The sequence below is a fragment of the Ruegeria sp. genome (assembly GCF_965199275.1).
GTDB lineage: Bacteria > Pseudomonadota > Alphaproteobacteria > Rhodobacterales > Rhodobacteraceae > Ruegeria.
Genome location: NZ_CBDAQX010000023.1, coordinates 158,903 through 184,263, shown reverse-complemented (window position 1 = coordinate 184,263; position 25,361 = coordinate 158,903). Strand labels below are relative to the sequence as shown.

The 25,361-nt window shown below is 57.3% G+C and carries 26 protein-coding genes, 1 tRNA gene and 3 pseudogenes; 10 read left to right on the top strand and 20 right to left on the bottom strand.

What is annotated here, in order from left to right:
* Nucleotides 1-84: 84 nt before the first annotated feature.
* A pseudogene (locus ACOERD_RS23560) lies at nt 85-321 on the top strand (HigA family addiction module antitoxin); the annotation flags it as partial.
* Here ACOERD_RS23560 and ACOERD_RS23555 read toward each other — a convergent pair.
* From ACOERD_RS23555 to ACOERD_RS23540, 4 genes are all read right to left on the bottom strand, one after another.
* Nucleotides 310-1,863, bottom strand: coding sequence for a relaxase/mobilization nuclease domain-containing protein (locus ACOERD_RS23555; protein ID WP_419740671.1), 1,554 nt, complete (start codon nt 1,861-1,863; stop codon nt 310-312). The pseudogene ACOERD_RS23560 and the gene ACOERD_RS23555 sit on opposite strands and share 12 nt — an antisense overlap.
* A complete protein-coding gene (locus tag ACOERD_RS23550) occupies nt 1,857-2,330 on the bottom strand; it encodes a plasmid mobilization protein (protein ID WP_419740670.1) in 474 nt (157 codons plus the stop codon). The genes ACOERD_RS23555 and ACOERD_RS23550 overlap by 7 nt, the downstream gene beginning before the upstream one ends.
* Nucleotides 2,327-3,112: a hypothetical protein gene (locus ACOERD_RS23545; protein ID WP_419740669.1), complete on the bottom strand. Its 786-nt coding sequence runs from the start codon at nt 3,110-3,112 to the stop codon at nt 2,327-2,329. The genes ACOERD_RS23550 and ACOERD_RS23545 overlap by 4 nt, the downstream gene beginning before the upstream one ends.
* Nucleotides 3,113-3,336: 224 nt before the next feature.
* Nucleotides 3,337-3,413 (bottom strand) — tRNA-Arg (locus tag ACOERD_RS23540).
* Nucleotides 3,414-3,550: 137 nt separating this feature from the next.
* Here ACOERD_RS23540 and ACOERD_RS23535 point away from each other — a divergent pair.
* Together ACOERD_RS23535 and ACOERD_RS23530 are read left to right on the top strand one after the other, a co-directional pair.
* Entirely contained in the window at nt 3,551-4,576 is a 1,026-nt protein-coding gene (locus tag ACOERD_RS23535) for a LacI family DNA-binding transcriptional regulator (RefSeq protein WP_419740668.1), read from the top strand.
* 4 nt (nt 4,577-4,580) lie between these two features.
* Nucleotides 4,581-5,795 (top strand): winged helix-turn-helix domain-containing protein, encoded by a 1,215-nt coding sequence (locus ACOERD_RS23530; RefSeq protein ID WP_419740667.1) that lies wholly within the window; start codon nt 4,581-4,583, stop codon nt 5,793-5,795.
* Nucleotides 5,796-5,798: 3 nt separating this feature from the next.
* On the opposite strand, the pseudogene ACOERD_RS23525 reads toward ACOERD_RS23530, so the two are convergent.
* The 9 genes and pseudogenes from ACOERD_RS23525 to ACOERD_RS23485 all read right to left on the bottom strand — a co-directional run.
* A pseudogene (locus ACOERD_RS23525) lies at nt 5,799-6,029 on the bottom strand (fumarylacetoacetate hydrolase family protein); the annotation flags it as partial.
* Between the two features lie 100 nt (nt 6,030-6,129).
* Nucleotides 6,130-6,306 carry a hypothetical protein gene (locus ACOERD_RS23520; RefSeq protein ID WP_419737675.1) on the bottom strand — a complete coding sequence of 59 codons (177 nt, stop codon included), beginning with the start codon at nt 6,304-6,306 and terminating at the stop codon, nt 6,130-6,132.
* Between the two features lie 28 nt (nt 6,307-6,334).
* Entirely contained in the window at nt 6,335-7,003 is a 669-nt protein-coding gene (locus ACOERD_RS23515) for a hypothetical protein (protein ID WP_419737676.1), read from the bottom strand.
* A gap of 3 nt (nt 7,004-7,006) precedes the next feature.
* The gene (locus ACOERD_RS23510) at nt 7,007-7,729 is read right to left on the bottom strand and encodes a DNA methyltransferase (RefSeq protein ID WP_419737677.1); all 723 of its coding nucleotides are present in this window, start codon (nt 7,727-7,729) and stop codon (nt 7,007-7,009) included.
* Nucleotides 7,726-8,694: an IS1595 family transposase gene (locus ACOERD_RS23505; protein WP_419737678.1), complete on the bottom strand. Its 969-nt coding sequence runs from the start codon at nt 8,692-8,694 to the stop codon at nt 7,726-7,728. Before ACOERD_RS23505 ends, ACOERD_RS23510 begins: the two co-directional genes overlap by 4 nt.
* Before the next feature lie 169 nt (nt 8,695-8,863).
* Entirely contained in the window at nt 8,864-10,444 is a 1,581-nt protein-coding gene (locus tag ACOERD_RS23500) for an amidohydrolase (RefSeq protein WP_419740666.1), read from the bottom strand.
* A gap of 160 nt (nt 10,445-10,604) precedes the next feature.
* Entirely contained in the window at nt 10,605-11,627 is a 1,023-nt protein-coding gene (locus ACOERD_RS23495) for an aspartate-semialdehyde dehydrogenase (protein ID WP_170380274.1), read from the bottom strand.
* 103 nt (nt 11,628-11,730) lie between these two features.
* Nucleotides 11,731-12,762, bottom strand: a complete 1,032-nt coding sequence (locus tag ACOERD_RS23490) for a glycosyltransferase family 4 protein (RefSeq protein WP_419740665.1) — start codon at nt 12,760-12,762, stop codon at nt 11,731-11,733.
* Between the two features lie 21 nt (nt 12,763-12,783).
* Nucleotides 12,784-13,956, bottom strand: a complete 1,173-nt coding sequence (locus ACOERD_RS23485) for an MFS transporter (RefSeq protein ID WP_419740664.1) — start codon at nt 13,954-13,956, stop codon at nt 12,784-12,786.
* 141 nt (nt 13,957-14,097) lie between these two features.
* Here ACOERD_RS23485 and ACOERD_RS23480 point away from each other — a divergent pair, with 141 nt between their 5' ends.
* Nucleotides 14,098-15,240: a DUF3095 domain-containing protein gene (locus ACOERD_RS23480; RefSeq protein ID WP_419740663.1), complete on the top strand. Its 1,143-nt coding sequence runs from the start codon at nt 14,098-14,100 to the stop codon at nt 15,238-15,240.
* Between the two features lie 99 nt (nt 15,241-15,339).
* Nucleotides 15,340-15,720: a MarR family transcriptional regulator gene (locus ACOERD_RS23475; RefSeq protein WP_419740662.1), complete on the top strand. Its 381-nt coding sequence runs from the start codon at nt 15,340-15,342 to the stop codon at nt 15,718-15,720.
* Between the two features lie 410 nt (nt 15,721-16,130).
* Here ACOERD_RS23475 and ACOERD_RS23470 read toward each other — a convergent pair whose 3' ends face one another.
* Nucleotides 16,131-16,292: a hypothetical protein gene (locus ACOERD_RS23470; RefSeq protein ID WP_419740661.1), complete on the bottom strand. Its 162-nt coding sequence runs from the start codon at nt 16,290-16,292 to the stop codon at nt 16,131-16,133.
* Between ACOERD_RS23470 and ACOERD_RS23465 the strand changes: the two genes are divergently transcribed.
* A complete protein-coding gene (locus ACOERD_RS23465) occupies nt 16,285-18,027 on the top strand; it encodes an IS1634 family transposase (RefSeq protein ID WP_419737624.1) in 1,743 nt (580 codons plus the stop codon). The two genes, ACOERD_RS23470 and ACOERD_RS23465, sit on opposite strands and share 8 nt — an antisense overlap.
* A gap of 234 nt (nt 18,028-18,261) precedes the next feature.
* Here the strand turns inward: ACOERD_RS23465 and ACOERD_RS23460 are convergent, their stop codons facing one another.
* Complete coding sequence (locus ACOERD_RS23460) at nt 18,262-18,507, bottom strand: hypothetical protein (RefSeq protein WP_419740660.1); 246 nt, start codon at nt 18,505-18,507, stop codon at nt 18,262-18,264.
* A gap of 13 nt (nt 18,508-18,520) precedes the next feature.
* On the opposite strand from ACOERD_RS23460, the pseudogene ACOERD_RS23455 reads away from it, so the two are divergent.
* Nucleotides 18,521-19,000: pseudogene (locus ACOERD_RS23455) on the top strand (fumarylacetoacetate hydrolase family protein); the annotation flags it as partial.
* 93 nt (nt 19,001-19,093) lie between these two features.
* Here the strand turns inward: ACOERD_RS23455 and ACOERD_RS23450 are convergent.
* Genes ACOERD_RS23450 through ACOERD_RS23435 form a run of 4 tightly spaced genes read right to left on the bottom strand, consistent with a single transcriptional unit; the run spans nt 19,094 to nt 21,658 of the window.
* Nucleotides 19,094-19,270 carry a hypothetical protein gene (locus ACOERD_RS23450; RefSeq protein WP_419737675.1) on the bottom strand — a complete coding sequence of 59 codons (177 nt, stop codon included), beginning with the start codon at nt 19,268-19,270 and terminating at the stop codon, nt 19,094-19,096.
* A gap of 28 nt (nt 19,271-19,298) precedes the next feature.
* Nucleotides 19,299-19,967 (bottom strand): hypothetical protein, encoded by a 669-nt coding sequence (locus ACOERD_RS23445; RefSeq protein WP_419737676.1) that lies wholly within the window; start codon nt 19,965-19,967, stop codon nt 19,299-19,301.
* A 3-nt stretch (nt 19,968-19,970) separates the two neighbouring features.
* Complete coding sequence (locus ACOERD_RS23440) at nt 19,971-20,693, bottom strand: DNA methyltransferase (protein WP_419737677.1); 723 nt, start codon at nt 20,691-20,693, stop codon at nt 19,971-19,973.
* Entirely contained in the window at nt 20,690-21,658 is a 969-nt protein-coding gene (locus tag ACOERD_RS23435; RefSeq protein WP_419737678.1) for an IS1595 family transposase, read from the bottom strand. The genes ACOERD_RS23440 and ACOERD_RS23435 overlap by 4 nt, the downstream gene beginning before the upstream one ends.
* A 154-nt stretch (nt 21,659-21,812) precedes the next feature.
* Between ACOERD_RS23435 and ACOERD_RS23430 the strand changes: the two genes are divergently transcribed.
* Both ACOERD_RS23430 and ACOERD_RS23425 read left to right on the top strand, forming a co-directional pair.
* On the top strand, nt 21,813-22,592 hold the full coding sequence (locus ACOERD_RS23430) for a hypothetical protein (RefSeq protein ID WP_419740659.1): 780 nt from the start codon (nt 21,813-21,815) through the stop codon (nt 22,590-22,592).
* Entirely contained in the window at nt 22,589-23,617 is a 1,029-nt protein-coding gene (locus ACOERD_RS23425) for an endonuclease/exonuclease/phosphatase family protein (RefSeq protein WP_419740658.1), read from the top strand. Before ACOERD_RS23430 ends, ACOERD_RS23425 begins: the two co-directional genes overlap by 4 nt.
* 3 nt (nt 23,618-23,620) lie before the next feature.
* Here the strand turns inward: ACOERD_RS23425 and ACOERD_RS23420 are convergent, their stop codons facing one another.
* Nucleotides 23,621-24,148 carry a redoxin domain-containing protein gene (locus tag ACOERD_RS23420; protein WP_419740657.1) on the bottom strand — a complete coding sequence of 176 codons (528 nt, stop codon included), beginning with the start codon at nt 24,146-24,148 and terminating at the stop codon, nt 23,621-23,623.
* 91 nt (nt 24,149-24,239) lie between these two features.
* On the opposite strand from ACOERD_RS23420, the gene leuB reads away from it, so the two are divergent.
* Nucleotides 24,240-25,343, top strand: coding sequence for a 3-isopropylmalate dehydrogenase (leuB, locus tag ACOERD_RS23415; protein ID WP_419740656.1), 1,104 nt, complete (start codon nt 24,240-24,242; stop codon nt 25,341-25,343).
* The last annotated feature ends 18 nt before the right edge of the window (nt 25,344-25,361 follow it).

The following is a 25,361-nucleotide window of genomic DNA, read 5'->3' as shown; positions in this document are numbered from 1 at the left end:
GCCCTGAGTAGGGAAAGCAACGTGACAATTCTTGAGAACGAAGTTCATCCAGGCGAGGTCATCTAGCGTCTTTATCTCGAGCCGCTCCAAATTGGGCCAAGGGCCATTGCTGATCATCTAGGACTGCCCAGGTCCAAGATGGAACAGTTGATAAATGGGACTTCAGAGATAACCCCGGACACGGCGCTGCGCCTTGCGCGAGCATTTGACACAACGGCGATGTACTGGATGAACTTGCAGACAAACTATGATCTGGCATTGGCGGCCAGAAAAATCGATGTCTCGGGCATCGAACCGATTGCCATCACTTCAATGCCTTAACCCCATTTCCGCATGCGCCTCCTGGCTGTCTAGCTGTCCCTCAATCTCTCTGCGGCGGCCCTCGCTAAAGTCAAGCTCTGCTGCAAGTTCTCGTCCAGCGCTTTGTAGCTCGCCTCGTCGTTCAGCAATCCGTTCAAGGCCTTCATGGATGCGGCTTGTGAACGAATGAGCAAGGTCACGCAGTCTTTCAAACCAGCCAGTTCCTTCTCGATCCTGCCGGTCGAGCGTGTCTCCAAGGCGGTCAAGTCCTTCGCGGAGGCCTCTGAGGCCGTCACCAACCGCTCGACGCAGGCGAGCAAGTCGCGTTCCAAGGCTGTCAGTTGGGTCATCTAGTCCTCCTCGATCCGTATGCAGGTGACGTGCCGCTCGCCCATTGTGCAGGTCCTGAGCCGCGTTTTCGACGGGTCCAGGATCAGCCAAGTCCCCTCGGGCCGCTGGATCCGCGTCAGGCCCATCTCGGTCAGTTCCGAGCGCGTCAGATGCACCGTCCAGAAGAAGCTCGCGGCCATCATCGAGACGATCCCCGTCAGCAGCATCGCCGCAATCAGCCAGGGTGAAATCGTCAACCAGAGGCGGATCGATCTCAGCCGCGTCTCGAACAGGCTCGCTGTCTCGGTCTGAAAGCGGCGCGTATCGCTCGCGATGGTATGCTGCGCGGCGCCCACAATGCTCTTCAAATCGATCCTGAAGCTCTTGAGCTGGGAGGAGATCGAGGCGACGTGTTCCTGCCTGATCTCGTCTAGTTCCGCGTTCAGTTTCTCGCTCAGCCGGGTCGGCTTGCCAGTCTTCATGGAAAATCTCTCCTTTCAGCCGCCAGCGTTCGCCGCTGTCGGGATCACGGGCGGTGATGTAGGCCTTGCCGGTGCGTGGCAGGTCGAAGCCCGCTTCTGTGAGGGCGTCGATCATGGATGCGCGGTCGGTGATCAGGCCAAGGTCGATCTGATCCTGAATCCAGGCGTGCAGCTCGTCCCGGCCCTGGGCGCGGGTCGGGGCCTCGATGGTATCGCGGACTTCCTGAGTGCGGTCCACATCCATCGGATCGGCCCAGCCGTGTCGCTGGTTCATCAAGTCCCGCAGGCTGTCAAAGGAGTCTTGGTAGCCCGGCGGTGCGATGTTGAGGCTCTTGCCCGTCGTCAGTTCCAGGCGCGGCGTGCAGAAGTGAAGCTCGACCCGGCCTTCGTGGCGATGGCGGACCCAGAGCACCTCATATTGCTCGGGGTCCAGCCCCGCGAAGGCCAGCCGCTCGAACTGGTCCATGACTTCGACCTGCTGGTCCTCGGTCGGGTCGTCGCTGTCGGCAAAGCTGATGACGCCCGCGCGATAGGTCCATTGATGGCGGCTGGCGTCGATCAGGGCTTCGGTGCGCTCGGGATTGCCACGCAGGACCTCCGGCAGCGGGTCGCGGGTGACGGTCTTGGGCTGGCCGTCAGCATCGCGGATCAGGTCGCGGTTGCCGTCATAGGCCAGAACGCGCTCGGCCACGAGGTACCCGACCGGCCCCGCGCCCGCACCTTTGCCGTTGGGGAAGAACTTGATCAGCACCGCCGCGCCTCATCGAGGAGCGCGGTAAGCTGGCGTTCGATCACCACAAGGCGGCGCGCAACGGTCAGCGTGTCGAGGTCGGTGCGCCCGACCTTCATGGCGTGGTTCAGCCAGCGCGCGATCTGGTTGAGGTTGCCACCGATGCGTCCGACAGCGAGCACAAACGCCGGATCGACGTGCGGCACCGGCTTGCGACGACGGGCTTCGGTGAGGCCAAGCGCCTCGCGTAGAAGGGTCGAGGCAGGCAGTCCAGCGGCCTCGGCCTTGGCGCGCAGCTGGGCCTTCTCGGAGGCAGTGCAGCGGAAGACGAAGGTCTCGGTCAGCGCCTCTTTGGCGGGGGCTTTGCCCGCGCCGGTGGGGTTCGAAGGGGAGGCTTGCCGCCCCTCGCAAGGTCCCATGTCATCCGCGCCAGCGTATGACACGGGTCGCCTTGCTGTTTGCACTTCGGTGGGATCGGTTGCGGTCATGATCTAAGGCCCGCCGCCTGAATTTGCGCCTGTGTCACCAGGTCTGCGGCCAAGAGCGCGTCGATCTGGCCGGGTGTGATGTGGCGGCAAAGTGGATGCTTGTCCGTGACCCAATTCGCCAAGCCTGCCAGCATCTCGGCTTCCTTCGCCTTCGAGGCTTCTCGGCCTTTGACGATGTCCTCTACGTAGGCACGCCAGCGCCCCGACTTGAACCAGTTGTCGGAGAAACAAACCTTGGAGCGGGTGAAGCCCGCGCTTTCAGTCGCGTAGGCCTTCACGGCCTGCAACAGGTCTTCGGCCTCTGTCCCGGCGCCCAGGATATCCTTGATCCGCCCAAGGCACTCAGTCTTTCCGCGCAACCGGTCGGACGGATAAGCAGCCAATATCTTCTCAGCCACTTCATCCACCGCCGCCACGCGCTCGCGCGTAGGAGGTTTATGGATGGTTTTAGGATGGTTTGGGGGCCGTGGTGGCCCCGGTACCCCGGCCACAGTGGCCCCCGTTCCGGGTCCGGTCTGGACGGGGTCCACTGTGGCCCCCGTCTCAATCTCGGGTTCAGCCGTCAGTTCCAGCGCCTCAATCCGGGCGAGATCGATCCTGTAAACTACGGTGAATCCATTCTTGCATCCGCGCGCGCCGGTCTCGATCAGGATACCTTCCTTCAGGAAGTCTCGGATCGTTCGTTTGACAGTGGTCTCACCAAGCTCCGTGTGCCGCTGGATGGTCCCCTTCGAACACCAGATGCCAGAGCCATCGTCAGATGCCTTGTCTGCCAAGAACATGATGATCTGCTTGCGCGTCGCACTCCCGAACTTCCGTTCCGCACACGCATTCGCCACCCGCCAGCTCATAGGATGGCCCCAAAAGCCGCACGGACGTGCGAATTTTGTACAGGTTTTGTACGAGATTTCGGTCGTTTTCGGAGAATTAGGCGGAAAACGAAACGCGCGTTTCTGCACGCTTCTGCACAACAAGCTGAAAATAAGCCATATTTTTCGGGTGTTTTTGGCGACCCCGGCAGGATTCGAACCTGCAACCTGCCCCTTAGGAGGGGGCTGCTCTATCCAGTTGAGCCACGGGGCCGTGCAAAGCCCTCTCTACCTTTGTTTTTTCGGCTTGTCATGGGGTTTACTGTGGGTTTGCTGTGGGCGTGCTGAACAGTTGTAAACTGCAGGGTGTTTACGCTAGCATCAGATAAAACAACAACGCAGGTGCCCTCCGTGAACACAGAAACAAAACGCCCGCTTACCCTTCGCGATGTCTCTGAGGCCTCTGGGGTATCCGAGATGACGGTCAGCCGGGTCCTGCGCAATCGGGGCGATGTGTCGGATGCGACGCGCACCCGCGTTTTGGCCGCCGCGAAAGAACTGGGCTATGTGCCCAACAAGATCGCAGGCGCGCTGGCCTCTAGCCGGGTCAATCTGGTGGCGGTTATCATTCCATCCCTGTCCAACATGGTCTTTCCAGAGGTTCTGACCGGCATCAATCAGGTATTGGAGGACACCGATCTGCAGCCTGTAGTCGGCGTCACCGACTACCTGCCTGAGAAAGAGGAAAAGGTGCTGTATGAGATGCTCTCGTGGCGCCCCTCGGGGGTGATCATTGCCGGTCTGGAACATACTGACGCGGCGCGGGCGATGCTGGATTCGGCCGGAATTCCGGTGGTCGAGATCATGGATACCGATGGCAAACCGGTTGATGCAATGGTCGGGATCTCTCATCGTCGCGCCGGGCGCGAAATGGCGCAGGCGATCCTGAAAGCGGGCTATGAACATATCGGCTTCATGGGCACCAAGATGCCGTTGGACCACCGGGCGCGGAAGCGCTTCGAAGGCTTTACCGAGGTTATGGGCAAGCACGGGATCGAGATCGAGGATCGGGAATTCTATTCGGGCGGCTCGGCTCTGGCCAAGGGGCGCGAGATGACGCAAGCCATGCTGGAACGCTCACCTGATCTGGATTTCCTATATTATTCCAATGACATGATCGGCGCCGGGGGGCTGTTGTATCTGCTAGAGCAAGGCATCGACATTCCCGGTCAGATCGGCTTGGCGGGTTTCAACAATGTTGAACTGCTGCAGGGCCTGCCCCGCAAACTGGCGACGATGGATGCCTGCCGGCTTGAGATCGGACAGCAAGCGGCCAAGATCATTGCCACGCAGCTTGACGATCCAAATGCCGAGATCGAGACCCGCATGACTCTGACCCCCAAGGTCAACTTTGGGGATACGCTGAAACGGCGCTGATATCGTGGCGCTGAAACAGCCGGACAACCGCACGGCGCGGGCGATCTTCATGGATCGCCATGCGCTGGCTGAACCGCCTTCGGGCGGCTCCAAGGGCACCGATTTGCTGGATCTGATCCAGAGGCTGGGCTTCGTTCAACTCGACAGCATCAATACCGTGGCGCGCGCGCATGACATGATCCTGTTCTCGCGTAGGCCCAGCTATCGCAGTGGGAACCTCAAACGCTTGTATGAACGGGACCGGGCGTTGTTCGAACACTGGACCCACGATGCCGCCGTCATACCGATGGAGTATTACGCGCATTGGCATCTGCGGTTCCAGCGCGATGCGGATCTGCTGAAATCGCGGTACAAGAACTGGCGTCGGGATGGGTTTGAGCAGCAGTTCGAAACGGTTCTGAACCACATTCGCGACCATGGGCCAGTGTCCTCGTCCGATGTGGGGAAGAATGAAAAGAAGGGCTCTGGCGGGTGGTGGGATTGGCACCCATCCAAGACCGCGCTCGAATATCTGTGGCGCTCTGGCGCGCTGACAGTTGTCGGGCGTGAGGGGTTTCAGAAACGCTATGATCTGACCGAGCGGGTGATCGAAACGCATCTCTGCCCCGGTCAGCTAATCTGTGACGCCGAGGCGACAGTTGATTGGCTGTGCAATGCGGCGCTGGACAGGCTTGGCTTTGCCACTTCGGGTGAGTTGGCCGCGTTCTGGGACACGGTCAGCGCGGCTGAGGCTAAGGCGTGGTGCGCCCAAAGGTTGCAATCTGGCGCATTGGAGGAGGTCGAGGTTGCTTGTGTCGATGGGCGCATGCGCAAACTGTTTACCCGCCCCGATCTGACCGATGGTCTGAGCGATCTGCCCGCACCAACAGGCCGCATCCGGGTTCTCAGTCCGTTTGACCCTATGTTGAGAGACCGGAACCGGGCCGAGCGGTTGTTTGGTTTTCACTACCGGATCGAGGTCTTCGTGCCCGAGCCCAAGCGGACCTATGGCTACTATGTTTTCCCGCTGCTGGAAGGCGACAAGCTGATTGGCCGGATCGACATGAAAGCCCATCGCGATGAAGGTATTCTGCGTGTAAAAGCCCTGTGGCCGGAGCGCGCGATACGGTGGTCGGATGCGCGCACGCGACGACTGGATTCCGAGTTGGACAGAGTGCGCCGATTTGCCGGTCTCGATACGGTCGAATTTGCCAAGGACTGGCTGAAAGAGCCTAAATAGGCTCTATTCTGCGCCCGTCAGGGTCAGGTGAATGGGTTCCAACCCGTCTATCCCACCTTCAATTTCATCCCCTGCACCAACCGGCCCTACCCCGGCTGGGGTGCCCGTCAGGATCACGTCGCCGGGGCGCAGGTGATAGAAACCGGACAGGTGGCAGATGATCTCATCAATTTTCCAGATCAATTCATGCAAAGTAGCGTCCTGCCGGACCTCGGCGTTGACGCTCATATGAATGGGAATTATATACTTAAGTAACATTTTTATAGTGGACTGTCGCATATTGACGCGATAAAAACGAAAACCGCGCAAGGTATTTTAGCACTCTGCGCTCTCTTTAATCAGGCTTCTTGATACTCATTGGCCGCATGAATGCAGCCCTGATTTCATCCAATGACATTTCAGGCATGTCGATTTCTTCTTCCAACTCAGCCTTGGTCGGTTGATATTTGTTCGATCTGATGTGCAGATCGGCGGGTTCAGGCAGGTCTGCATTGTAACGTTGGTTTGTCATGCGAATTCCTAAATTGAATACATTGGTTTTAGCCGAGAAGTTCTCGCAAGCGGGTTTGGATTGGTTCAATTTTAGCCAGTTCGGTCAACAAAAACTCTACGTTGTCGGGGCCGTCGGCCTGACGCGCCCGCACAATACTGTCGTAATCAATTTCCAACAAATCACAAAACTCCCGACCTGTCATTGCCTCATCGATTGAAATTCTCTTCTTGAATCCTTCCCAGATCGCTTGCTTGTCTTCTTGATTGAAAGCACAAAAGTGTGCCTGGAACCGATATTGAATATGCTGGGCGTTGCGTTGAATGAACCCGTGCATTGACTGCCTCTCTGCGCTAGCTTTTTTTGTGTCGAACACATGACCGTCCTTCAACTCAACTATATGGCAGTTTTGCTCGCCTTTTCGGCGCTTGAAAACCATAAAGTCAGGCTCTGATCCCGAAAAATCCAAGGTCCGACTTCGTTTAATTTCACGTTTTCGGGCAAGCAACACGCCCTCAGGCATGATTTCTTGTTCCAAAAAGGTGTCCAGATTAGGGATGTTGGGAACAGCTTCCACGATCATCGATTCCAGTTCTGACCCCGATGAGATTACAGCTGACTGTATCTTGCTGGCCAATTCACCTAACGCTTCATTCCCAAACAACCGGGCGTAAGAACCAGATGTGTTCTTTGGTTTGGCATCCCGTAATCGTGCCATAATCTAACCGTTCAAGTCGCAACCAAGGAAGGTGCGGCCATGGTTTCGTGCCGCTTGCAGAACCGAAAACGACCCGGCAGCCGGATCAATTACAAAATCGCCTTCGTGGCTCACGGCGGCCATGAGTTGACCTTGTATGTCTATTGGTTTGGAATGTGGGTGATCCCGCTGGGATACTTGTTCTTGAATTACATCTGGAATGTTATGTATTTTCCACACGCCTTTTGCCTTACGCGGCTGTTTCTGTAGTACTATGCAGTATTCTCCTCTGCGCCGAGTGCGATAGCCCATACCAAATGTACCCTTGTTCCACGTTAAAAGATCCACAATGTCCAGCCTCGTTCCGTCCAGCCACGGGTGAATACCTTGGCAAAGGTGAAACTTATCCACCCATAAAAAGAGATGGCCTGATGGGATAAGCGTACGATCTATTCCGCGAATAAAATTGGCGATGGCCTCCTCCGGCATTTGCTGTAGGGCGCTGCGGCGTTTTCCACGAACTTTGCCTTCGTTCCCATATGCCAGCTTTTCAAGCACGCCACGGTATTGGGGATCGAAGAATGCGACTGGAACTGCGTCCGCAGGTATAGCGGAAAGGAACTCAAGACCGTCCATCTTAAGGCGCGTGTTGGGCTTAAGGACATCGGGAAGCACCAGCTTTGGCACGGTCACCGTGCGCGTGTTGGAAAATACCCCGGCAGTACTTTGCGAAGTTCCGACGCTCATGACCGCGCTCCGCTATTCAATCCGTTATCCTCGATTAGCTTCTTGTAAGGCAGGTTCTTTCCAGCCATCCCATGCACAACGCCGCCCATTTGGTCGATTGTATCCTTTGGCCTGTTGTTGTGACGGTGCTGAAACTCGTCCACATAGCGTTGCAGATGCTTGGGCGACATCTTGTGATAGACGCCATTATAACCCCGCTTCATAGGAGCCCAAAAGCTTTCCAGCCCGTTGGTGTGCGCCTGATCGCGGACATATTCACCCACTGAGTGCTTTACCACCTCATGCGGCCTGTCAATGCCCTTGTAGGCACTAGCCTCATCGGTATAGAGTGTTGCTCCTTCGACGGCATGCTCGTTCACAAACCCCTGCAAGGTCTCTTTGTCTGTGCTCTCTACCACTTTGGCAACAACCTGACCCGTTTCGCGATCCCTGATACCAGCAACAGCAGCCTTGCCAACAGCGCCACGTCCAGCCTTGAGTTTCTTCTTCGCGTGTTTGTTGCCTTCCTTGCCGCCTATGTAGGTTTCATCTGCTTCGACTGGGCCATTAAACCAAGGCATGTTTGCCTCCATTGCAGCCCGAAGACGATGCAGCATGAACCACGCGGACTTCTGCGTAACACCAAGCTCACGGTGCAACTTCATCGAAGATACGCCCTTAAGGTTAGTTGTGAACAAGTAAATACCAATGGCCCATGTGCGATATGGTAGCCGGGTATTCTCAAGGATCGTGCCGACCCGAACCGTAAACATGGGTTTTTTGGAGCACTCACGACACCTGTGCGTCATGCTTGGATGCCTGATGCCTGACTGCACGTTGAAAGAACCGCAATGCGGGCAAAACGGACCATCTGGCCAATGTAGTTCCTCAATCCACTTACGCGACTTTTCTTCATTACCGAACATTGCAGCAACCTGTAGGAAGGTCAGGCCCTTGCGGTTTGATTTTCCCGGTGCTTTTGTCATTTTTACACTCCTGAATGTTATTAAAATGTAACAAATGCGTCGGAGTCCGTCAATCATAAATGTTACTTAAGTATATAATTCCCCAATGAAAAGGATGTCTACAACCATAGGGAGGGGTCAAATTTGGACGCCGATTTCCCCGCTTAGGGGGTCAAAATTGCACGCTTTTCTACACAACTTCGATTGAACCCTTGTGATCCTCTTCGAAATGCTGCCATGCGGGCCAAATCGTCATGGCCTTGAGGGCGGTCATAACATCGACACGTTGATGTGGGCCAAGTATGTCGCCTGACCGGGTACGTCGCGTCACTGTCGCGGCCAGAACGCGCATGCTGTCGGGCAAGGCCACCGGCGCATCGTGATGCGTTCCGAACATCATTTCACGCTCTCGTATCCATCCGGTCGGCGAGATATTCTCACCGTTGATCGGGCCGACGGTATGGTCGCGATGCCAGTCTCCCCAATAGAATGTATGCATAGGAAAGACCGACGGGAATACACCCAAGCGCTTGAAACTGGCGACCTGATCCTCGCGCAGAAACTGGCCATGGATCAGGACCGGGCGGTTTCCGGGGTCGCCGTATTTCATTTGAGCTTCTTCCAGAGCGGCGATCAGCATATCCGATGCGCCTTCGCCATTGGAGTGCACCAGGATCTGAATGCCGTTCTCATAGCACCAGTTCACAGCGCCCTGAAGTTGCTCCATCGTGATCGCAGAATAGCCGGCATAGCCTGCGGGGTAAGAGCCAACCGGATCGTAGTAGGGACGGTCGCGCAGCGCCGTGAAACCCTGGGGTGAGCCATCAATGGTCAGCTTGCAGCCGCCCACGCGGATCCTGTTCGTATAATCCTCTGAGACATTGCTGCCGATGTAGTCTTGTGCCTCCAGAACGTCGGGAAAGGCAACCACGTCAATGGGCAGTTCGCCATCGGCTCCAACCTTTTTCAGCACCTCGACGATCTCGCCGGATGACCGGCCCTCTTGCCCGGTGGTGTATCCGAACCGCGCCCAAAGCGCGCTGCCGGCTCGAGCAAATTCAGCCAGACCGTCTTCGCCCAGATCACCAAGAAGAGGCACTAACAAAGCGAAAAACGCGTATTCTTCTAGTACTCCGTTAGGTTCGCCGTTTTCATCCCGCTGGATAACGCCGCCCGGCGGTGCTTCGGATTCGGCAGTGATGCCCGCCATTTCCAGTGCCTTTGAGTTGCCCACACCCAAATGTCCGGATTGGTGGATGATCACGACGGGTATGGTGGTGGAAACCGCGTCCAGATCCTGGCGCGTGGGATGCTGCAGCTCGGCGAGTTGCGCATTGTCATACCCAAAGCCAATGATCATGTTCGCGTTTTCCACGGCTTCGGCATTTGCCTCGGCCCAGGCTGTCAGAGTGGCCTGCAGGCTGGCGATGTCTGTCACCTCTCCGTCCGGAGGTGCCAGCATGTTGGCCGACAAGGCTTGCAGCCCGCCCATCACAACGTGCCCGTGGCTGTCGACAAATCCAGGCAACATTGCTCGGCCTGCAAGATCGAATACTGTGGTCCCATCGCCTTGATGAGCGGCCATATCGGCGAGCGATCCAACCGCCAGAATGCGGCCATCCCGGACCGCCACGGCCTCGGCCGAGGGCTGCTCATCATTGATCGTCAGAATGGGACCGCCGGAATAGATCGTATCGGCGATCTCTTGTGATGTCGCGGACAGCGGAGAAAGAGCGGCGAGTACTATAAAAGGAACAGAGAAAATGCGCATAGTGAAACCCTTTGGATGGTTTTCTTAAGGCTATGAACGCAACTTAGCACGGATTGTTGTGTCTGTCCTTTGTATTGAACGGGATCATGGCTGAGCACACGCAAAGAAAAAGGGCCGCTTCTGACGAAACGGCCCCTTGCGAAGAATATCAGGTCAGGGATCAGCCCTTTTTCAGAACCTCACGACCCAGAAGCTCGGCAATCTGGACTGCGTTCAGGGCGGCACCCTTGCGCAAGTTGTCCGAGACGCACCACAGGTTGATCCCGTTTTCAACGGTCGAATCCTGACGGATGCGGCTGATGAAGGTTGCGAAATCGCCTACGCATTCGGTTGGAGAGACGTAGCCGCCGGCCTCACGCTTGTCGATCACCATGATACCCGGCGCTTCGCGCAGGATATCTCGCGCTTCATCCTCGTCGAGGAATTCCTCGAACTCGATGTTCACGGCCTCGGAGTGGCCAACGAACACGGGCACGCGAACGCAGGTGGCCGTGACCTTGATCGACGGATCGACGATCTTCTTGGTCTCGACAACCATCTTCCACTCTTCCTTGGTCGAGCCGTCTTCCATGAAGACGTCGATCTGAGGGATGACGTTGAACGCGATCTGTTTCTGGAATTTCTTCGGCTCAACCTCGTTGATCGGGTTGTAAACGGCCTTGGTCTGTTCCCAAAGCTCGTCCATGCCCTCTTTGCCTGCACCGGACACCGACTGGTAGGTCGAGACAACAACGCGTTTGATCTTGGCGCGGTCATGCAGCGGCTTCAGCGCGACGACCATCTGCGCGGTCGAGCAGTTGGGGTTGGCGATGATGTTCTTGTTTTTGTAGTCGTGGATCGCCTGCGGGTTGCACTCGGGTACGATCAGCGGGATCTCGGGGTCGTAGCGATAGAGCGACGAGTTGTCGATCACAACGCAGCCCGCCGCAGCAGCCTTGGGCGCATAATCCTTAGTCGCGGCAGAGCCTACCGCGAACAGGGCCATATCCCATCCGGTGAAATCAAAGGTATCCAGGTCTTTGGTCGTGAGTGTCTTGTCGCCAAAAGTCACCTCAGTACCCAGCGAACGACGGCTTGCCAGCACAGCAATTTCGTCCACGGGGAACTGGCGTTCCGCCAGGATGTTCAGCATTTCGCGGCCCACATTACCTGTGGCGCCGACGACGACGACGCGATAGCCCATTTCATGTCTCCAAAGTTAAGGACGCGCGTTCATAGCCGCGTTGCCGTCGGGACAAAAGAGCTTTCGCAATGTATTTTAACGAATGACGCCGATTTGAGGTGCTTCACGCGCTCAGCAGGCGCTTGTAGAGGGCCACGAGGGTCTGTGCTTCGCCGCGGATATCGAAATTCTGCTCGACATGGGTGCGGGCGGCCTGTCCGGCCTGAGACAGGGAATCACGGTTTTCCAGCATTTCTGCGGCCGCATTGGCCAGTGCTGGGATGTCACCGGGGGTCACCACCCGGCCCAGAGACGGGTTGGTCACGATCTCGGAAAACGCGCCGACGTCGGTTGCGACAACGGGCACGCCACAGGCCATCGCCTCAAGCGGGGTGAGGCCGAAGCCCTCCCACCGTTGGGGGGCGATGAACAGGTCCAGTACCTGATACCATTCGGCAATCTGGTCGACCGTCACCTCGGGCATGAAGAGGATACGGTCCGGTAGGCCCGCCTTGGCGACCTTATCTTTTTGCTCGGCCAGAAAACCCATGTGTTTTTCCGTCGCGCGGCCCATGACGATGCCTGAGACATCTTTGGACCGGGCACAAAGATCAATCATTGCGTCGACGAAAGCATCCGTGCCTTTCTGATGGCGGATGCGCCCGTAGCAGCCTAGCAAAAGGCCATCTGGTAGCCCTAGCCGTGCGCGAAGGGCAGCTTTGTCCTCAGGCGGGGTAAAGTCGTCCAGGTTGATGCCATGCATGATCACCTGTGCGTCTCGTTCCAGATAGCCCGCGGTCTTGCGCGAAGTCGCGACAATCGCATCCATCTTGTCGATCAGCCATTTCGTATAACCCGTATGTGCCCGTTGCGAGGCGCTTGTGAACAGCAGTTTCAGCTTCAACCGGAACACATTGCGCAGGATCAGGCCCAGCAGCATCTCGGTATTGCGGCGCGCGTGCCAGACCCGCAGCGTTCGACGGGACAGGAAGGGCAGGCGGCCCAGCGGGATATACGGAATGTCGGCGGGCAGCCCCGGCCCGGTGGCGGCGATGTCGATCTGTCGCACCTGCAAAGGGACCAGCCGCGCAATCGTTGCCGTCACGCCCGAAAGCCTGCGTTTGAGATTGGGGGCAATGACGACGGGGTCTTTCAACGGGCTCTCCTGATCGGTGCGTCAGTCGACGCTATCCCGGCTGAATAGATAGATCACGCATCCAATGGCAAGGGTCACCGCGAAAAAGCCGAATATCGCCGTGTAGGGGGCCGTGGGGCTTGAGCCCGCATAGGCGGCGTGAATTTGCCCGGTGGCAAATTGCGCAAGCTCTACGCCGCCGATGCCGAAAAGGTTCAGCAAAGTCACGCCGCGCCCGGTCAGATGCGGCGGGATGAAGGCGCGACCATGGGCCATTATGACTGGGAAGCTCGCGCCCAGAAATCCGATCAGCGACAACATCACGACCGACACCCAGACAGCGCTATCGACCCACAGGCACAAAAGGCCAAGCGCAGCTGCACAGAGGACATTGCCACCGACAATCACCCATTTGCGGGTGCCCAGAAGACGGTCCAGCGGGCCATAAACAAAAGTTCCCGCGATCATCGCGGTTCCCATGACCAGCGTGGCCGTGCCGATCTGCGTTGTGGTCAGGTTGAACACGTCGTTCAGATATGGCCCCGCCCAAAGCCCGCGCAGTGCCGCCGCCGGGGCGTAAGCGACCAGCATCAACGGCAGGATGAGCCACAAGGCAGGCTCTTTCAGCAGATCCAGTAAAGATCCTCTGTGGCCGGTCTCGACCTTTTTCGGATCACGCACGCTGAACCAGATGCCCAAGGCGATTGCGGCGGACAAGACCGCCAACCCAACCATCGTGGCGCGCCAGCCCATCATCTCGACCGCAAGCGCGGTGGGGTACGAGGCGACTAGATTGCCGACCGAGCCCACTCCGAGCATCAGCGCCGCAAGTGTCGCGAACCGGGCCGGAGGGAACTCGCGCGCAAAGATGAAATACGACGCCATCAGAACCGGCGAACAGCCAACGCCGATCAGAGCCATCGCGATGCTGACATGCAGCGGGCTGGTGGCGGCGGCAAAAACAAGCGCCCCTCCGGCACCGCCGATCAGCAGCAAGACGGATGCGCTGAGCCGCGGTCCAATGCGATCCAGCGCCCAGCCCACCGGCAGCTGCATCGCGGCAAAGACGAGAAACCACAGGCCCGAGGCGAAGGCCAGATCTTCGGGCGAGGCGCCGATATCACGCGCCAGATCAAGGCTGAGAACGGCAAGGAACGCGCGAAAAAACTGGCTCAGGACATAAGCCAGACATAGTACAACCAAACCTGCCTGCATGAACGGCCCTTTCCTGCGCATTTCCACCGCCCTGATTGGCACGCCGTGGCAAAACGCACAAGCACGTGTACTATGTTGCAAGGGGAGGACAGCGATCACATTCGGGCTAGCTTAACCTCCAATTGGAACAAAGGGGGGACGATGAAAGACCTCCATTCAGATTTTTACGAGTCCCTGCCGCTTTGGCGCGATTTTACCCTTCTGTCGGACCCGGCGCAGTTTGCCTCAGTTCCGGACGATTGGGTTGTGGGTGTTGCCGACATCGTGGATTCGACCGCGCAGATCGCCCAGGGACGGTACAAAACCGTCAACATGGTCGGTGCTGCGGTGATCTCAGCTATGATCAACGCTTTGGAAAGCAAACCTTTTCCTTATGTCTTTGGTGGCGATGGGGCTGGCTTTGCCGTGCCCCCCAGTGCGGTGGATATCGCGGCTGGAGCGTTGGCAACCCTGCGGCGCTGGGCCGAAGAAGAGTTTGAGATGCCGTTGCGCGCGGCCTTGGTTCCAGTGGCCGAGTTGCGCAAGGCTGGAAAAGACCTGAGGGTGGCTCGCTATGCCCCATCCACCGGGGTGGACTATGCCATGTTCTCGGGCGGAGGCCTGGCTTGGGCCGAGGCGCAGATGAAATCCGGTCACTATTCAGTCGACCCCGCGGCGCCCAGCGCGCAGCCAAACCTGACCGGCCTGTCCTGCCGCTGGTCCAACAGTCCTGCGCAGCATGGTCAGATCGTTTCGGTCGTGGTGCAGCCGACGGCCCAGGCGACAGAGCGGGATTTTGCGGATCTGGCGCAATCTGTTGTCACCATGGCCGCCGAACTGGATCGTTCGGGGCATCCGGTTCCGGAAAACGGTCCTCCGATGACATGGCCGCCGCCGGATGTTGGGCTGGATGCTCATGTCTCGCGCGCAGGGGGCAATCTGTTTGCGCAAAAACTCAAACTGCTCGGGCAGAACCTGTTGATCGCCCTGTTGTTTCTGACGGGCAAGCGGCTGGGGCAGTTCGAACCCGGCCACTATCGGCGCATGGTCAGCCAAAATGCGGACTACCGCAAATTCGACGATGGCCTCAAAATGACACTGGACTGTGACCCTGCCACGTTGGACCGCCTCCAGTGTATGCTGGATGAAGCCCGCGGTCGCGGCAAAATCCGCTACGGCCTGCATGTACAGGATGAGGCGATGATGACCTGCTTCGTCCCCTCAGCCATGCGGGACGATCATGTTCATTTCGTGGATGGTGCTTCGGGTGGATATGCAAAAGCTGCCGAGGCGATGCGGGTGTAGCTTACCGGATTTGGCTTTAAACTTTTACTTATCAGTATTTTACAAACCTTATCTCTCGGGGCGACTTGAGACTTGCCGCTTTTTCGGCGATGATTCAGCATGTCCGATCAACTCCCCTTGGTGTCGCGATCCCTTCCCATCGCGTTGTTGCGCGCCCGTGAACGGGTGATGGGTCCTATTCGCAAACTGCTGATTGATGCCGGGGTGACCGAGCAGCAGTGGCGCGTGCTGCGCTTGCTGAAAGAAGAAGGTGCAAGCGAACCGACTGATATCTCGGAACGGGCCTGCCTGTTATTGCCCAGCCTGACGCGCATCCTGCAAAAACTGGAAGACAAGGGCCTGATCAAGCGCCGCTGTCACCCCCAAAGATCGGCGTCGTCAGATTGTCGAGATCACCGCGAAGGGGGAACAGATCATTCAGGACAATCTGACGGGGATTGTTCAACAGGCCGATCGCATGCGCGCGCATCTTGGTCCTGAAAAGCATGAAACGCTTCTTGATATCCTCAACGAGCTGAAAAACTTCAAAGAGTGAGCCGCTGAGCTAAAACCCCGCCGGAGCAGGTAGGGGGAATTCTCCGGCGGGGTGGCCAGACCCGGGTTGGATTCTGTGCCTGGCCCAAGGCCGTTGCGTGTCGTCTTACCCGACGGCCCGGCCCACGTGTCGGAGGGCGCGTCTGCCCTGAAACAGGGTCTAACACGGACGAAAATCCCAGGGGGATGGGCGTCTTCGCCTGCCGTCTCCGATACGTTCACGTCCCAATGCCGACATGTTTAGCCGTCCGCAAGAGGTATCTTCAGGTCACTTCAGTCGTATTGATCTTTCCGGCAGAACTTCTGTGCCGGGCAGGTGGTGGGGGTGCCATCAATTCTAAAATCTAATAGGCGATCTAGCCCGATTTTACCTCCTGACTTCCGACCTTTTTGTTGATCTGACTGGGTTTTTGGTTTGTTTTCAGGTGTGGTTGCTCAGAGGCGCGTTGTAGTGCCCCATTATTATAAAAAGTATTGCCATGGGCCTTCAGATGGCTAACCTCTTCGCCCATGTTCATCCGCACCAAACATGACGCAAAGCTCAACCGCACACGGATCCAGATCGTTGAATCCGTCCGCACCGGCTCCAAGGTACGCCAGAAGATCCTGCGCCATGTGGGTGTGGCCCATAACGACAGCGAGATTGAGGATATCAAGCGTCTGGCGGGCCGCTTGATGGAGCAATTACGCATTGATCGCTCGCCGCAAATGGAACTGTTCACGCCCACGGAATATGCCGATCTGCAGGCGCTGGTGCGCCGCGCTCCGCGGCCGGACAAGCTTGGCGTTGATCTTGCCGAGTGCCGTGAGGAGGCGCGGGTCTCTCTGGGTCTGCGGGATGTCATGGGGACGATGTATGACCAACTGGGTTGGGGGGCCCTTCTGGGGGCGGCGCGTAAAAGTGCCAATCGCATTGTGAAAGAGCTGGTTATGGCGCGGATCGCACAGCCCGAGAGCAAGCGCGCGACCGTGGAGGCGTTGGAGAACCAGGCAGGCATCACGCTCAATCTGGACGTGGTCTATCGGAGCATGGATTACATCAATACGCCGGTGATAGACGGGATTTGCAAAACCTCTCACGCGGCGGCAGAGAAGTTGCTGGGCGGGCCAGTGACCGTGCTGTTCTACGATTGCACGACCCTGGCCTTTGACACCGAGCGCGAGGACCCGGCCGAGGATGCGGACGGGGTCGAGCAGGATCATCTTCTGGCCAAGGGCTTCAGCAAGGATGGCAAGCATCACCGCGCTCAGGTCATGCTGGCGCTGATCGTCACCTCCGATGGGCTGCCTGTGGGCTATGAACTCTTCCCGGGAAACACCTGGGAAGGTCATACGCTGGAAGCTGCGCTGAAGGCGTTGGAGGGACGCTTCGACGTGGCCAGGGTCACGTTCGTGGCCGATGCCGCCATGCTCAGCAAGGACAACCAGCAGATGTTGCAGAACAAGGGTCTGCCCTACATCCTCGGCTATCGCATGAAGTCCGCCCCGGCCGCCGTGAAGGCGAACATTTTGAGCCCGGAGGGACGCCAGCCTTGGGCTGGACACGGTTCTGAAGAGGCAACCGAGAAGGGCTGGTACAAGGTGATCGACCAGGAGGGAGCGCGGGTCATTGTGACCTGGTCACCCACCCGGGCACGCAATGATGCCCACAAGCGCGACAAGGCAATCGAAAAGCTGCACAAGAAGCTCAAGCGCTCTCGCAAACCCGGCAGCTTCAGCAGCCGGGGATATGGCCGCTTCCTGGCCTTCCCCGACAGCGGGGACGTCACGCTGGATGATGCAAAGATCAAGGCAGCGGCACAATGGGACGGGCTGCATGCCATTGTTGTTCATGGTGCGGACGAACTGGAGGCACAGGACGTCATTGCCCGCTATCACCAGTTGTGGGAGATCGAAGCCTGCTTCCGCACCAACAAGCACGATCTGAAAATCCGGCCCATCTATCACTGGTCGCCGCGTCGGGTCCGGGCCCATATCGCCATCTGCTACATGGCCTTCTGCTGCCTGCAGCACCTGCGCAAGCATCTGGACCTGCTCGGACACCCGATGAGCCCGGCTCGTATCCGCAACGAGTTGAACGCATTGCAGCTCTCGATCCTGCGCCACAAAGGCACCCCTGACCGCTACGGCATGCCAAGCCATGCCACGGTCGATGCCAGACGCATCCTCACCTGCGTCGGCCTGACCTGGAACGAAGCCCCTTTCAAGATACCCCCCGGGCGCACCCGAAAAACTGGCCAGACCAAAGCCTGAGCTCCCTCAACACTCCGAAACAATCGCTGGCGAAAAAAGTCCGTGTAGTGCCTTTTGGCAACCAAGGCATAATAATATCAATGACTTATACGAAAAAATGTCGGAAGTCAGGAAACAGGGTCTAACACGGACGAAAATCCCAGGGGGATGGGCGTCTTCGCCTGCCGTCTCCGATACGTTCACGTCCCAATGCCGACATGTTTAGCCGTCCGCAAGAGGTATCTTCAGGTCACTTCAGTCGTATTGATCTTTCCGGCAGAACTTCTGTGCCGGGCAGGTGGTGGGGGTGCCATCAATTCTAAAATCTAATAGGCGATCTAGCCCGATTTTACCTGTTTCCAAGGGATTCATACGCCCAGATGCGCCGCTGTAGAAATTGGGCGGCTTTGCGCCTGAACTCGCCGCAAATGTCGGCGTGAACCGGCGCATCGCGACGGCTTGCCAGTTGCGTGCCAGACGATAAGCTGCGCGGCGCAACATTCAGGGGATCGCCATGCCGCATCTGTTTTCACTACCCGAACCAATCTCGATCCCCGTGGTCGGCGAACAGGCAACCTATCCCATCGGTCGGATTTTCTGCGTTGGGCGCAACTATGCGGCGCATGCCGCTGAAATGGGCCACGAGGTAGATCGTGAGGCACCGTTCTACTTCACCAAGTCGCCCGAAAACGCCGTTCTGACCGGAGCCAGCGTGCCGTACCCGCCGGGCACCGAAAACTACCATCATGAAATGGAGCTGGCCGTCGCCATCGGTCGCCCCGTGTTCCGCGCCACCCCTGCAGAGGCGTGGGAAGCGGTATATGGCTATGGATGCGCGCTGGATATGACCCGTCGCGATCTTCAGATCCGCGAGCGCAACAAACAGCGCCCTTGGGATCTGGGCAAGGATGTGGAGAACGGCGCTGTCTTTGCGCCTTTGACCCGTGCCGCCGAGTGGTCGCCGGAGGACAGCAAGCGCATTCATATGGGAATTATATACTTAAGTAACATTTTTATAGTGGACTGTCGCATATTGACGCGATAAAAACGAAAACCGCGCAAGGTATTTTAGCACTCTGCGCTCTCTTTAATCAGGCTTCTTGATACTCATTGGCCGCATGAATGCAGCCCTGATTTCATCCAATGACATTTCAGGCATGTCGATTTCTTCTTCCAACTCAGCCTTGGTCGGTTGATATTTGTTCGATCTGATGTGCAGATCGGCGGGTTCAGGCAGGTCTGCATTGTAACGTTGGTTTGTCATGCGAATTCCTAAATTGAATACATTGGTTTTAGCCGAGAAGTTCTCGCAAGCGGGTTTGGATTGGTTCAATTTTAGCCAGTTCGGTCAACAAAAACTCTACGTTGTCGGGGCCGTCGGCCTGACGCGCCCGCACAATACTGTCGTAATCAATTTCCAACAAATCACAAAACTCCCGACCTGTCATTGCCTCATCGATTGAAATTCTCTTCTTGAATCCTTCCCAGATCGCTTGCTTGTCTTCTTGATTGAAAGCACAAAAGTGTGCCTGGAACCGATATTGAATATGCTGGGCGTTGCGTTGAATGAACCCGTGCATTGACTGCCTCTCTGCGCTAGCTTTTTTTGTGTCGAACACATGACCGTCCTTCAACTCAACTATATGGCAGTTTTGCTCGCCTTTTCGGCGCTTGAAAACCATAAAGTCAGGCTCTGATCCCGAAAAATCCAAGGTCCGACTTCGTTTAATTTCACGTTTTCGGGCAAGCAACACGCCCTCAGGCATGATTTCTTGTTCCAAAAAGGTGTCCAGATTAGGGATGTTGGGAACAGCTTCCACGATCATCGATTCCAGTTCTGACCCCGATGAGATTACAGCTGACTGTATCTTGCTGGCCAATTCACCTAACGCTTCATTCCCAAACAACCGGGCGTAAGAACCAGATGTGTTCTTTGGTTTGGCATCCCGTAATCGTGCCATAATCTAACCGTTCAAGTCGCAACCAAGGAAGGTGCGGCCATGGTTTCGTGCCGCTTGCAGAACCGAAAACGACCCGGCAGCCGGATCAATTACAAAATCGCCTTCGTGGCTCACGGCGGCCATGAGTTGACCTTGTATGTCTATTGGTTTGGAATGTGGGTGATCCCGCTGGGATACTTGTTCTTGAATTACATCTGGAATGTTATGTATTTTCCACACGCCTTTTGCCTTACGCGGCTGTTTCTGTAGTACTATGCAGTATTCTCCTCTGCGCCGAGTGCGATAGCCCATACCAAATGTACCCTTGTTCCACGTTAAAAGATCCACAATGTCCAGCCTCGTTCCGTCCAGCCACGGGTGAATACCTTGGCAAAGGTGAAACTTATCCACCCATAAAAAGAGATGGCCTGATGGGATAAGCGTACGATCTATTCCGCGAATAAAATTGGCGATGGCCTCCTCCGGCATTTGCTGTAGGGCGCTGCGGCGTTTTCCACGAACTTTGCCTTCGTTCCCATATGCCAGCTTTTCAAGCACGCCACGGTATTGGGGATCGAAGAATGCGACTGGAACTGCGTCCGCAGGTATAGCGGAAAGGAACTCAAGACCGTCCATCTTAAGGCGCGTGTTGGGCTTAAGGACATCGGGAAGCACCAGCTTTGGCACGGTCACCGTGCGCGTGTTGGAAAATACCCCGGCAGTACTTTGCGAAGTTCCGACGCTCATGACCGCGCTCCGCTATTCAATCCGTTATCCTCGATTAGCTTCTTGTAAGGCAGGTTCTTTCCAGCCATCCCATGCACAACGCCGCCCATTTGGTCGATTGTATCCTTTGGCCTGTTGTTGTGACGGTGCTGAAACTCGTCCACATAGCGTTGCAGATGCTTGGGCGACATCTTGTGATAGACGCCATTATAACCCCGCTTCATAGGAGCCCAAAAGCTTTCCAGCCCGTTGGTGTGCGCCTGATCGCGGACATATTCACCCACTGAGTGCTTTACCACCTCATGCGGCCTGTCAATGCCCTTGTAGGCACTAGCCTCATCGGTATAGAGTGTTGCTCCTTCGACGGCATGCTCGTTCACAAACCCCTGCAAGGTCTCTTTGTCTGTGCTCTCTACCACTTTGGCAACAACCTGACCCGTTTCGCGATCCCTGATACCAGCAACAGCAGCCTTGCCAACAGCGCCACGTCCAGCCTTGAGTTTCTTCTTCGCGTGTTTGTTGCCTTCCTTGCCGCCTATGTAGGTTTCATCTGCTTCGACTGGGCCATTAAACCAAGGCATGTTTGCCTCCATTGCAGCCCGAAGACGATGCAGCATGAACCACGCGGACTTCTGCGTAACACCAAGCTCACGGTGCAACTTCATCGAAGATACGCCCTTAAGGTTAGTTGTGAACAAGTAAATACCAATGGCCCATGTGCGATATGGTAGCCGGGTATTCTCAAGGATCGTGCCGACCCGAACCGTAAACATGGGTTTTTTGGAGCACTCACGACACCTGTGCGTCATGCTTGGATGCCTGATGCCTGACTGCACGTTGAAAGAACCGCAATGCGGGCAAAACGGACCATCTGGCCAATGTAGTTCCTCAATCCACTTACGCGACTTTTCTTCATTACCGAACATTGCAGCAACCTGTAGGAAGGTCAGGCCCTTGCGGTTTGATTTTCCCGGTGCTTTTGTCATTTTTACACTCCTGAATGTTATTAAAATGTAACAAATGCGTCGGAGTCCGTCAATCATAAATGTTACTTAAGTATATAATTCCCTTTGAAAAAGGGTTCGGATAGTGATTGCACGCACGACAGGGGCGGCGATACGTGGGATTTTGGTCGCCGTTATGATGTTGACCCCCGCGTTGTACCTGCCAGTTTCATCGACGAACGGGACCGAGGTCATTGTCTTCCTCGCGATCCTCGCGTTCATCCTGACCTTTGCCGAATATAACTCGGCCTTCCCCAGCTTTATCGAATTCCGTGATGCGCCGCCGGTGAACCGTTTGCGGTTCGTTGGCCTGATGTCGATGGTCACGTTCCTGACGCTGATCTGCAAAAACGCCTATGCGCCGACTGAGATGACCCGCTTTTCCTACGCGATGGGCTTGTCCGTCGCGAATGTAGTCGATTTTCCCTATTCGCCGGTTCGGTTGATCGTTTTGATGCTGCCCGCAGATGCTGCCCAGCCGCTGGTTGAGCTTGTGCGTGTCGCTGCCAGCATCGCCTACATGGCCGCATTGGTGACCATCGCAAGCTTCGCCTATGCTGTGAAACTGCGCGGCTGGCCGACTGGAAACGGGGCGTTCAATGTGTGGACAAACCTGCCTCTGTTCGACCCGACCAAGGGCGGTGACGTGGTAACACGCCTGCAGCGCGATGGGCGCCTGAACATCTGCATCGGCATTCTGTTGCCCTTCTTGATCCCGGCAGTGATGAAGCTACTGACAAATATCTTGCTCCCGATCTCACTAAGCAACCCTCAGACCCTGATCTGGACCATGTGCGCTTGGGCCTTCCTGCCCGCAAGTATGATCATGCGCGGTATGGCGACCCTGCGAATTGCCGGGCTGATCGTCGAAAAACGCCGCGCCTATTCCACGACCGAGTCCACTCAGACCGCATGATCCGTACCCTGATCCTGCTGATGCTGCCTCTGGCCGCACAGGCAGAGACCGTGCGCGTTGCCACCTATAACACCGAACTGAGCCGCAAAGGCCCCGGGTTGCTGCTGCGTGATATTCAACGCGATGACGCACAGGTTCAGGCCGTTGTTGATGTCTTGGTGGCCGTCCAGCCTGACATTCTAGCGTTGCAGGGGATCGACTGGGATATGGATGGCCTGGCACTGACCGCTTTGGCCGATGCGCTGCGCGCGGCGGGGCTGGATTATCCACATCATTTTGCCGCGCAGCCCAATACCGGGATAGACAGCGGTCTGGATCTGGACGGAGACGGACGCACTCAAGGGCCGGGCGACTCGCAGGGTTGGGGCTTGTTCACGGGTCATGGCGGGCTGGCCGTTCTGTCCCGTTATGAGATCGAACAGGACGAGACGCAGGATTTTGCGCCTCTCTTGTGGTCTGAGCTTCCCGGCGCTGAACTGCCGGTCGTGAATGGCGTACCCTACCCGTCAGCGCAGGCGCAAGCGGTGCAGAGGCTGTCCTCCACCGGGCATTGGGTGGTTCTCGTCAACACGCCTTTTGGTCGCCTGAACCTGATGACCTTTCACGCCACTCCACCGGTCTTCGACGGGCCAGAGGACCGCAATGGCCTGCGCAATCGCGATGAGATCCGGTTCTGGTCCCTGCTGCTGGACGGGCGGCTTGGCCCCGTTCCGGATGGCCCTTTTGTCATCGCAGGCGACGCCAATCTGGACCCCGGCAAGAGCGACGGACGCACCGAGACCATCGCCGCGCTTCTCTCCGACCCCCGCCTGCAAGACCCCCAGCCCAAAACCGCAGAGGGTGACGACGCAACTGTAAACTGGAAAGCTGTCGGAGAGCTGAGGGTGGACTATGCCCTGCCCTCAGCCGACCTGCAGGTTGTTAACTCGGGCGTGTTCTGGCCCAAGCCTGAGGACCCGATGCGCGAGACCGCCCAGCGCGCCAGCCGTCACCGGCTGGTGTGGGTTGATATCACGTTTCCATAAGGCCTAGAGCGGGCCTGTATAGGTACCACGCGCTGGATAGTTGTTGCCGAGGGTGAATTTCAGACCACCAACAATATCCGCCATCGCCGGACGTCCAAATGGCGTTGTCTGCTGCCACGCGTAGTACAGCGTCCGGTCCGTAGCGATATAGAAATGCCCCGGCTCGGCAAAGAAAGCGGGCTCGGCACTGCCTTCACGTGCGGTTGAGATGTTCAGACCCCAATCCTCTCGCGCGGCGGCCAGCGGCAGGCTGTGCCCGACACGCAGACGGGACACACCGGCCTTTTCAGCAGCCTCGGCCGCGCGGTCGGCAGTATCTGTTGTGATCATGATGACCTCGACGCCCAGCGCGGCAAAACCATCCAGCGCCGCTTCGACCTCGGTCATCTGCTTGATACAGATCGGGCAGTGCAGGCCGCGATACTGGATCACCAGCGTTCCGTTTTCACCTTTGTCGGCCTCAAGATCGAACACCCCGTGCCCGACTGTTTCAATTTTTAGGCCTGGAACGGGATTTCCCGGTATCAACATGTGTTTTCCTCGTGATTCATCCGGATCGTCTCATTGACCCGGTGCGGCGCAGACGCTAGGCCCTTTGCGACAAAACGCAAGGAGACTGTCGATGTCCAACCCCTCGCTCCTCATCCTGCCCGGAGACGGAATTGGCCCGGAAGTTATGGCCGAAGTGCGCAGAATCATCTCATGGTTCGACACCAATCGCGGCCTTCACTTTGACGTGAGCGAGGATCTGGTCGGCGGTGCGGCCTATGACGCCCATGGCAAACCCCTGTCGGATGAGACCATGGCCAAAGCCCAAGAGGTAGACGCGGTTCTGCTGGGCGCTGTTGGAGGCCCGAAATACGACGATCTGGACTTCAGCCTGAAGCCCGAACGTGGCTTGCTGCGCCTGCGCAAGGAAATGGACCTCTATTCCAACCTGCGCCCGGCCCAGTGCTTTGATGCGCTGGCGGATTTCTCGTCGCTGAAAACCGATGTTGTGGCCGGTCTGGATATCATGATCGTGCGCGAGCTGACCTCGGGCATCTATTTCGGCGAGCCGCGCGGCATCTTCGAAGAAGGCAATGAGCGCGTGGGCGTCAATACCCAGCGCTATACCGAATCCGAGATCGAACGCGCTGCGCGCTCGGCCTTTGAACTGGCGATGCGCCGGAACAAGAAGCTGTGCTCGATGGAAAAAGCCAATGTCATGGAATCGGGCATTCTGTGGCGCGAAGTCGTGAACGAGGTCGCCAAGGATTACCCCGAGGTCGAAGTCTCCCACATGTATGCCGATAACGGCGCGATGCAGCTGGTGCGCGCGCCCAAACAGTTCGACGTGATCGTGACCGACAACCTGTTCGGCGACATCCTGTCGGACTGTGCCGCCATGCTGACAGGCTCGCTGGGCATGCTGCCGTCGGCGTCGCTGGGTGCTCCGATGGAGAATGGCCGTCCCAAGGCGATGTACGAGCCGGTCCACGGTTCGGCCCCGGATATCGCGGGTGAAGGCAAAGCCAACCCGATCGCATGTATCCTCAGCTTTGCCATGGCGCTGCGCTACAGCTTTGATCAGGGGGCCGAGGCCGACCGTCTGGAAGCCGCGATCGAGAAAGTGCTGGCCGACGGTGTTCGCACCGCAGACCTGTTGGCCGATGAAGGTGTGACCCCGGTTTCGACCTCGGAAATGGGCGATGCGATCCTGGCCGCGCTGGACGCCAGCGTCTGATCCTCGTTCCGTTTGAAT

Excerpts from the sequence above, each read along its gene's own strand:
- ACOERD_RS23550 (WP_419740670.1), bottom strand. The coding sequence starts at position 2,330 with ATGACCGCAACCGATCCCACCGAAGTGCAAACAGCAAGGCGACCCGTG.
- ACOERD_RS23545 (WP_419740669.1), bottom strand. The coding sequence starts at position 3,112 with ATGTTCTTGGCAGACAAGGCATCTGACGATGGCTCTGGCATCTGGTGT.
- ACOERD_RS23520 (WP_419737675.1), bottom strand. The coding sequence starts at position 6,306 with ATGACAAACCAACGTTACAATGCAGACCTGCCTGAACCCGCCGATCTG.
- ACOERD_RS23515 (WP_419737676.1), bottom strand. The coding sequence starts at position 7,003 with ATGGCACGATTACGGGATGCCAAACCAAAGAACACATCTGGTTCTTAC.
- ACOERD_RS23510 (WP_419737677.1), bottom strand. The coding sequence starts at position 7,729 with ATGAGCGTCGGAACTTCGCAAAGTACTGCCGGGGTATTTTCCAACACG.
- ACOERD_RS23505 (WP_419737678.1), bottom strand. The coding sequence starts at position 8,694 with ATGACAAAAGCACCGGGAAAATCAAACCGCAAGGGCCTGACCTTCCTA.
- ACOERD_RS23500 (WP_419740666.1), bottom strand. The coding sequence starts at position 10,444 with ATGCGCATTTTCTCTGTTCCTTTTATAGTACTCGCCGCTCTTTCTCCG.
- ACOERD_RS23495 (WP_170380274.1), bottom strand. The coding sequence starts at position 11,627 with ATGGGCTATCGCGTCGTCGTCGTCGGCGCCACAGGTAATGTGGGCCGC.
- ACOERD_RS23485 (WP_419740664.1), bottom strand. The coding sequence starts at position 13,956 with ATGCAGGCAGGTTTGGTTGTACTATGTCTGGCTTATGTCCTGAGCCAG.
- ACOERD_RS23480 (WP_419740663.1), top strand. The coding sequence starts at position 14,098 with ATGAAAGACCTCCATTCAGATTTTTACGAGTCCCTGCCGCTTTGGCGC.
- ACOERD_RS23475 (WP_419740662.1), top strand. The coding sequence starts at position 15,340 with ATGTCCGATCAACTCCCCTTGGTGTCGCGATCCCTTCCCATCGCGTTG.
- ACOERD_RS23465 (WP_419737624.1), top strand. The coding sequence starts at position 16,285 with ATGTTCATCCGCACCAAACATGACGCAAAGCTCAACCGCACACGGATC.
- ACOERD_RS23470 (WP_419740661.1), bottom strand. The coding sequence starts at position 16,292 with ATGAACATGGGCGAAGAGGTTAGCCATCTGAAGGCCCATGGCAATACT.
- ACOERD_RS23460 (WP_419740660.1), bottom strand. The coding sequence starts at position 18,507 with ATGTTGCGCCGCGCAGCTTATCGTCTGGCACGCAACTGGCAAGCCGTC.
- ACOERD_RS23450 (WP_419737675.1), bottom strand. The coding sequence starts at position 19,270 with ATGACAAACCAACGTTACAATGCAGACCTGCCTGAACCCGCCGATCTG.
- ACOERD_RS23445 (WP_419737676.1), bottom strand. The coding sequence starts at position 19,967 with ATGGCACGATTACGGGATGCCAAACCAAAGAACACATCTGGTTCTTAC.
- ACOERD_RS23440 (WP_419737677.1), bottom strand. The coding sequence starts at position 20,693 with ATGAGCGTCGGAACTTCGCAAAGTACTGCCGGGGTATTTTCCAACACG.
- ACOERD_RS23435 (WP_419737678.1), bottom strand. The coding sequence starts at position 21,658 with ATGACAAAAGCACCGGGAAAATCAAACCGCAAGGGCCTGACCTTCCTA.
- ACOERD_RS23430 (WP_419740659.1), top strand. The coding sequence starts at position 21,813 with ATGATGTTGACCCCCGCGTTGTACCTGCCAGTTTCATCGACGAACGGG.
- ACOERD_RS23425 (WP_419740658.1), top strand. The coding sequence starts at position 22,589 with ATGATCCGTACCCTGATCCTGCTGATGCTGCCTCTGGCCGCACAGGCA.
- ACOERD_RS23420 (WP_419740657.1), bottom strand. The coding sequence starts at position 24,148 with ATGTTGATACCGGGAAATCCCGTTCCAGGCCTAAAAATTGAAACAGTC.
- leuB (WP_419740656.1), top strand. The coding sequence starts at position 24,240 with ATGTCCAACCCCTCGCTCCTCATCCTGCCCGGAGACGGAATTGGCCCG.